At 43.0% G+C, this 7,710-nt stretch carries 6 protein-coding genes and 1 riboswitch; of the genes, 1 reads left to right on the top strand and 5 read right to left on the bottom strand.

What is annotated here, in order from left to right; translation table 11 throughout:
• Nucleotides 1–50 precede the first annotated feature (50 nt).
• Nucleotides 51–242: riboswitch (cobalamin riboswitch) on the bottom strand.
• 141 nt (nt 243–383) lie between these two features.
• From JOC37_RS07225 to JOC37_RS07235, 3 genes are read right to left on the bottom strand one after another with little or no spacing between them, the layout of a single operon-like run.
• Nucleotides 384–2,636: a TRAP transporter permease gene (locus JOC37_RS07225; RefSeq protein ID WP_204617536.1), complete on the bottom strand. Its 2,253-nt coding sequence runs from the start codon at nt 2,634–2,636 to the stop codon at nt 384–386.
• A gap of 50 nt (nt 2,637–2,686) precedes the next feature.
• Nucleotides 2,687–3,208: a DUF1850 domain-containing protein gene (locus JOC37_RS07230; RefSeq protein WP_204617538.1), complete on the bottom strand. Its 522-nt coding sequence runs from the start codon at nt 3,206–3,208 to the stop codon at nt 2,687–2,689.
• 2 nt (nt 3,209–3,210) lie between these two features.
• Entirely contained in the window at nt 3,211–4,200 is a 990-nt protein-coding gene (locus tag JOC37_RS07235; RefSeq protein ID WP_204617540.1) for a TAXI family TRAP transporter solute-binding subunit, read from the bottom strand.
• 425 nt (nt 4,201–4,625) lie between these two features.
• Between JOC37_RS07235 and JOC37_RS07240 the strand changes: the two genes are divergently transcribed.
• The gene (locus tag JOC37_RS07240) at nt 4,626–5,867 is read left to right on the top strand and encodes an NAD(P)-dependent oxidoreductase (protein ID WP_204617542.1); all 1,242 of its coding nucleotides are present in this window, start codon (nt 4,626–4,628) and stop codon (nt 5,865–5,867) included.
• Between the two features lie 52 nt (nt 5,868–5,919).
• Here the strand turns inward: JOC37_RS07240 and JOC37_RS07245 are convergent, their stop codons facing one another.
• Complete coding sequence (locus tag JOC37_RS07245) at nt 5,920–6,534, bottom strand: LysE family translocator (RefSeq protein WP_204617544.1); 615 nt, start codon at nt 6,532–6,534, stop codon at nt 5,920–5,922.
• A gap of 155 nt (nt 6,535–6,689) precedes the next feature.
• The gene (locus tag JOC37_RS07250; RefSeq protein ID WP_204617546.1) at nt 6,690–7,460 is read right to left on the bottom strand and encodes a JAB domain-containing protein; all 771 of its coding nucleotides are present in this window, start codon (nt 7,458–7,460) and stop codon (nt 6,690–6,692) included.
• Between the last annotated feature and the right edge of the window lie 250 nt (nt 7,461–7,710).

The following is a 7,710-nucleotide window of genomic DNA, read 5'->3' on the forward strand; positions in this document are numbered from 1 at the left end:
TAGACACAATTATATTAAATTGTCTCTATCTCCATCTTCTCACCCAAAGAATGAGATATTGTTATAAGGCAGGTCTCCTGGCTTCTCTTCAACCTACTTTCTTTCCCTTCCCATCTTCCAGTGAAGACAGTGGATTATGAAAGATTTCGTCAGAGTTACAGTAGTGGGGGCTGCTCAGGATTTGCACCTGATTCCCTATTATCCCAACCTAAAAGAAGGGCACCTTATAACCATGTGGTAACATGTAAGATAATTTTTAATGCATTCACACGGGATTGTCAAGACTTTTTAATCAAAAGCCGCAAAAAATCAACCCACCAATCGCATTACTGCAAAAGGTGGGTTTTCCTTTATAAATGTCAAGCCACCCCTAGGGTATGAGATTACCGGCTAATTTTTATTCCGGAATTCCGGGATCTGAACTTTTGGTTGGCATAAATAAGCACAAACACAGCAAGCCCGATTATGTCGGTAATTAATTGAGCGTAAAGCAGGCCCAAACCGGCAGCTACCAGTAAAATTCTTTCGGTAATGGTCAGGGACCTGTCGATATATCCCACCACAGCAGTACCCAGGCAAAACATACCCAGGATTGCAGTGCCAAGAGCCAGAACCAGACTGCCAAGGGTAACGTCTACCATTAAGAGTTCCGGCGACAGTACAAACATATACGGCACCAGGAAAGCACCTACCGCAATCCGTACCGACTCGAAAGCTGTTTTCATGGGGTTGCTCTGGGCCAGGCCCGAACCGGCATAAGCGGCCAGTGCCACCGGCGGCGTAATGTCCGCCACAATACCAAAGTAAAATACAAACAGGTGTGCAGCAATGACCGGTACATTGTCAAAGGCCAAAAGGGCCGGCGCCGCCATGGTGGCGGTAATAACGTAATTGGCAGTGGTAGGAAGACCCATACCTAAAACGATGCTGGCTATCATGGTGAAAAACATGGTTAACAACAGCTTTCCACTGGCCAGACTCAGTATTCCGCCGGAAATTCTCAGCCCCAGGCCCGTCAAAGTTATAACCCCCACAATAACACCTGCCGCCGCACAGGCTGCAATTACCGGTAAAGCTACCCGGGCCGACTGGGCCAAAATATCCAAAAGCTTGGCCGGGGTCAGCTTGTATTCCAGCTGGCCCTGCTTACCCAGCAGGTAAGCAGCTATCAACACAATGATGTTCATTAACAAGGCAGTGGCAATACCCATTAAAGCTGCCCGCATGGCCGACTGGCCGATGCACAGAATGACAATGATAACGACAATGGGCAGTAAAAGATACCCCTGCTTAGCAAGCAGCGAAGTAACGCTGGCCAGTTGACTGCGCGGAACGCCCATAATACCCACTTTTTTAGATTCATAATGCACCACAATGAACTGTCCCACAAAAAACAGTAAAGCCGGAAATACAGCCGCTTTAATGATTTCGGAGTAAGGCAGACCGGTAAATTCAATCATTAAAAAGGCAGCTGAACCCATGATGGGGGGCGTAATTTGCCCACCTGTGGAGGAAGCAGCCTCTACAGCTGCAGCAAATTCCGGCTTATAGCCCGAACGTTTCATCATCGGAATGGTAAAGGCCCCATTACCAACAGTGTTGGCAACGGAACTACCGGTAATGGTACCTGAAAAAACGCTGGTCAGAATACCAACCTTGGCCGTACCACCGGTCATCCAGCCGGTTAAAGACATGGCCAGGTCGGTAAAAAATTTTTCCAGTCCCGTTTCTTTTAAAATTACACCAAACATTAAAAACAGGTAAATAAAAGTGGCTGATATGGAAATGGGAATACCGAATATGCCTTCCAAGCTTAAGAAAGAATGGGAGATAATCCTTTCTACGCTAAATCCCCTTTGCTGAAAAAACGCGGGCATGTACGGTCCCACGTAGGCATATACCAGCAAAAGAAAGGCCATCACCACAATGGGCACCCCCACCGATCTCCTGGCAGCCTCCAAAACCAGCAAAATACCTATTGCGGCCATGAGATAGTCCAAATCATTGTACATGCCAACACGGGAAATTATATCTTCATAAAAAAAGAATTGGTAAAACCCGGCACAAAGCCCCAGACCGGCTAAAATGATGTCTGGTAGGGGAACACCGTGGTATTGTTTGTTGTAATATTTGGCTAACTGGAATAAAAACAAAACTGCAACGATGCCCATTGTTACGGGTAGGGATATTTCATCCAGAAAATAAAGGTAGCCAGCCACACCCATCAAACAAACGGTAGGCAGCCAGTTATACCAGGAAACCTTTACATACTCCTTTTTATTACCGGGGTACAACAGAAAAATCAAGCCCAAGGCCATAGCCACGTGAAAGCCCCGCTGCTGATTGGAAACCAGCGTGCCGAATATGGCAGTATAAAGCTGAAATAAACTCAGTACCACACAAAGTGCTAAAACAACCCAACGCCACCGGCCCAGGCCTTCCTGTTTTTTAGAAGCAGCTCCGGCATCATATTTTTCCATTATTTCCTGGGCTTTTTTCTCATGTTCCTCCATGTTGTTCCCGGAAAGAATTTCTGCATCGATATCCACTTGTTTTGCTGCAGTTTCCCTATAATTCTGCAGTTCGTCCAAATTTTCATGTCCGTTATTCAGTTCATGCTGGTAGTTTTTACTCATAGCATCACCTGTCTTCTCTTTTTGGCAAGGGAATAACACGGGGGGAGCTATTAAAACACATCAAAAAAGGGCTTAACGTAAAAATCTACATAAGTGCCGCCCTTGGTAACATCCGCAAAACGCAAGCTGGTATCATCACCAAAAAGCAGGGTATGATCAGCCACCACCTGCCCCACTCTTAAAGGCACGCGATCAAAAGTGCGGTTTTGATATGTGATTTTATAACAGCCATCTTCAACGCTGAAAGTAGTTTTTTCATTGGCCAGCTGCTCCGGGCCGACGGGTAAATTGGAACCAAAAGAATCATAATACATTTCCTTCAGCGCCAGTGTATGACTATCTTTCACACAGTAAACTTCCTGCACCGGCTGCTTGGTAATGGAATGTATATAACGCAGAGTAAAACACTCGTCAATCGCCATTCCCTTGCGAAACAACACCTTACCCGTCTGATGCTCCTGAACAATTAAAACGGCCGGTGGTACCGCCAGCCAAGCTGCCGGCACCACCACCAAAAGCAAAAGCACAGTTATTTTAAGAAAACAAAACCTGTTAAAACCACCGCTGGTCATGCTTACTTAAGAACGCCCACTTCTTTGAAATACTTTTCCGCTCCCGGATGCAGCGGTACCGGGGCAAAACCCTTCACAGCATTGTCTAAAGAAATCTGGTTGCCGCGGGCGTGCGCACTGGCAATGGTCTCGATGTTCTCATACATATTTTTGGTCAAGTTGTAAACCAAATCTTCATCCATATCCGCAGGCACATAGAGGGAAGCCCACTGGGCAACGGTGTGACCTACCTCGTCCTCACCCTCGTAAGTGCCGGCAGGAATTTCAAAGGGACTGAAAGCAGGTTCGCTTTCCAAAAGCTTCTTCAGGCCTTCCCCTTCAATATCAACAATATTAACCGGAACCGCCGTAGTAATGTCCACTATGTTGGCTGCCGGAACTGCCAAAACAGCAAAAGCAGCATCCAAGTTGCCGTCCTTTATCTTTCTTGCCGCATCAGCAAAGGTATCTTGGAACTTTTTAATGTCTTTATCCGGATCAATGCCATAGGCCTGTAAAATCTTCACGGCAGAAGAAGCGGTTCCGCTGCCCACAGGACCGATGGATACCCGTTTACCTTTCAGGTCGGCAATGGTTTTGATACCCGAGTCTTTAGGAGCAATAACCTGCATAATTTCCGGGTAAATAACCCCGGCACCGGCAATGTTATTCACCGGGCTGCCCTTAAAGTCCCCTTCACCTTTCCAGGCTGCCTGGGCAACTCCGTTCATGGCCATGGCCAGGTCGGTTTCCCCGCTGGATAAAAGGCGAATGTTTTCCACCGAAGCACCGGTAGACTGAACGGTAACTTTTACACCTTCAATCTTTTGGCTCCATACATCAGCAATGGCACCGCCCAGCGGGTAATAAGTACCGCCGGTACCGCCTGTGGCCATCAGCAGGTTCTTAACTTCTGTGCCCCCTCGATCATCCTTACCGGTTCCTCCACATCCCACCGTCACCAACGATACTGCTAACACCAGAGTGAATAAAAGTAGCAATGACTTGCGCATAAAATACCTCCTCCTTTATTTTTTGAAAATTGAGGCAACTTGCAAAACAGGCCGCTGCCGGCCATATTCCGCCCCAATTTATCCCACTGGTAACGGTCTGTCCACCGTCCATATACTTTTTTCCGGTATATAATGCCGGCAGAACACACCGCACCCAGCAAATGAATTTTAATCACGAGCGAAAGCGAAACTGAAATATATATATTCATCATTTTTTATTTAAATTCCTTCTTGAATGGACAAATATTTCTTTGCCAGAGAAAATTACCCTTTAATGAAAGGCCCGGTTATAATTAGTTCCGCTTAAATTTCATAATGCTGCTTTTTAAATTTATAATTTGAGATTTTCCCTAAATGCAAATATTGATATAATTAGTTTCTAGATGACAAATTGTTTATTTACTTCTTACAGGGAGATGATTTTATTGGGCAGACATATTATTGAAGAAGCAAATAAATGCCTGCAGTGCAAAAAACCGAAGTGTAAAGAGGGCTGTCCCGTTAACACACCCGTTAACGAAGTTATTAAAATGCTCTTGGATGGAAATATAGTCCAGGCAGGAAAAACATTGTTTCAAAACAACCCCCTGTCGGTTGTATGCAGCCTGGTTTGTCCCCACGAAATACAATGCGAAGGCAACTGTATATTAGGGAAAAAAGGCAACCCGGTACAGGTGAGTTCCATAGAAAACTACATTTCTGATTACTATCTAAATCACTTCAAACCTATTAACAAAGCAAACCCAAATAAAAAGGTTGCTATTGTGGGTTCCGGCCCGGCCGGAATTACCATTGCATTTATCCTTGCGGCCAAGGGTTACGATATCACCATCTTTGAAGCTCACGATAAAATAGGCGGGGTTTTGCGCTATGGTATCCCGGAATTCCGGCTGCCTAAAAATATCTTAAGCAGATTAAAAGAAAAGTTACTGGCCATGGGGGTTAAAATCAGGCCCAATACTTTGATTGGCCCGGTAATTACCATAGATGATTTGTTCAGAGACGGCTATAAAGCGGTATTTATCGGTACGGGAGTTTGGAAACCGAAAAAAATGAATATTAAAGGTGAAAGCCTGGGGCATGTTCACTATGCCATCGACTATTTAAAAAATCCCCGGGTGTATAATTTAGGTCAAAGGGTATGTATCATCGGGGCAGGTAATGTAGCCATGGATGTTGCCAGAACAGCCCTGAGGGAAGGTGCCAACGACGTTTATATCATGTACAGAAAGGGCCCGGAAGATATTACAGCCCGGGATTATGAAGTAAACTACGCCAAAATAGACGGGGTTAAATTCATATTTTACAAGCAGCCGGTAGAAATATTGGATCAAGGCATTAGGTATGTTGAAACCCAAAAAATAACTGATGATACAGGGACGGAAAAATTAATAACAGTAGAAAACTCCGGTGGTATTTTTCAAGCGGATTCCGTGATTATAGCCATCAGCCAAGGTCCCAGAGATAATATAGTATCTAACACCAAGGGAATTGAAATAAATAAATGGGGATTGGTAATTACCGATGAGTTCGGCAGAACTACCAGAGATGGTGTTTTTGCCTCCGGAGACGTTGTTACCGGAGCCAAAACAGTGGTAGAAGCTGTAAAGGTTTCTAAAAAAGTTGCCCAAGCCATAGATGAGTATGTAAGTTCATTAAATATGTAAGCAATGTAAGCAAAAAGTCCTGGGAAAATTTTCCTAGGGCTTTTTGCTGCTGTCAAATCAATCTCAGCAGCGTAATAATACCAAAGATTGTAATAAGAACCCCGGAAATCCTGTTCATCCAAATGATACCATTATTGTTAAATTTATTACGGAACAGGCTTACAACACTGCTTAAAGCAACCCACCACAGCGTAGCACCGGTGAATACTCCCAAAGCAACCATAAAAGAAAAAGAAAAAGTCCTGGATTCATTGTCCACACCGAAGCTGGCAAATATAGCTGTAAAGGCAATTATAGTCACTGGATTGGCCAGTGTTAACAGTAAACTGGAAACATACGCCGAAAACAGTCCCCGGCTGACATACTTTGATGACTGATCCTTCGGAACGGCGAAAAACGTTCTTATTCCCAATAAACACAGGAGAATACCGCCGCCAATGGTTAAAACAGCTTCTTCCCGTTCAAAGAAATTAACGATAAAACTCAACCCGAAAGCCGAAATAAAAGCAAAAAACGAATCTGCAGAAGATGCACCCAGGCCGGTTACCAAACCAATTATACGACCTTTAACTAAAGTACGCCTTATACACAAAAGATTAACCGGCCCGATGGGCACCGAAAGAAGTAAACCCGCAATAGCTGCTTTAATAAAGAAGTCAAAAGTCATCAGTTACTCTCCTTAAACAATAGTTGCTTTAAAAAGATGTTTTTTACCTTCAAAGATTAATATAATTCCTTATATATTGTCAAAAACCTTTTTTGGGTCTAAAGCAATCTCTGTTTCATTAATTACCTTAAGTTTAGAAAAAGGTAGTTATAGTGTCAATCTTCTATTTTTTTCTCAATTTTATATTCAGCTGAAGTGATGATTTTTCTTTGCAGCTCGATACCGTAAGGAATAATTTTTCCCGGTTCAATTCTTATACTCTTATCATCTTCAAGCAAAATCAGGAAATCAATCAACTTATTAATTAATTTATCCGTAGTTTTAAATTTTAACAGCTCGGTTTTAAACTGATTATCCACCGGTTTCTTGTTAAAGATTCTTATAAAATAGGGTCTTTCGTAATAACCCCTTATCCGATCAAGATTTTTTTCTAATGCTTCTATTACCAGGGACAGTGTCCAGTTATGAGGTGCAACATATGCGGCCTGTACCAAAAAGCAGTACAAAAAACGTTTAATTTCAAAGCCGTTCAAATTTAAGGAACCTTTATTATATAAATCAATCTCTAATAAAGACTGCTTCTTACTGCCGGAAATAATAATATGATCAAGCAAATTAATTCCCAGCAGCGCCAACTGCCATTTAAAAAACTCCGTAACAATAATATCCTCCTCCGAAGGTATAATTTCACCATGCCATGGTAAGGTAGGATGGTTATGAACCACTAAAGCTTCTTCAAAGCATATCTGCTCTTGCTTTATAAATTTAATTATCCTGTTTATTGGTGGTATTATGGCCCAAGATTGACCGCAGCTTTTTCCACATAAAACCTTAATTTTATTCCCTCTGCTGCCAAAAATCAGCACCACCTGCTCTTTAGGTTTAGCGGCTAATTCTTTTATCTCTCTGATACTGAAAACATCCACCGCCGGCAAGCCGGAACAATGTTTACCGCTTATTTTTCACAACCTCCTTTCATTACCTTTGTACCCAAAATTTTCTATTTTAAAATTAAAACTCCTTTTTATAATATTTAATGATTCCTTTGCAGGTTAAATAAAAATATAGATTGTAGATCATAGATCGAGTAGGAGGGAGTGATTAACTCCCGTCCTCTCACACCACCGTACGTACCGTTCGGTATACGGCGGTTCATGTTGTGGAACGAAGTTCATC

Origin of the sequence: Desulforadius tongensis, assembly GCF_016907915.1 — a bacterium.
In the GTDB taxonomy this organism is placed as follows: domain Bacteria; phylum Bacillota; class Desulfotomaculia; order Desulfotomaculales; family Desulfohalotomaculaceae; genus Desulforadius; species Desulforadius tongensis.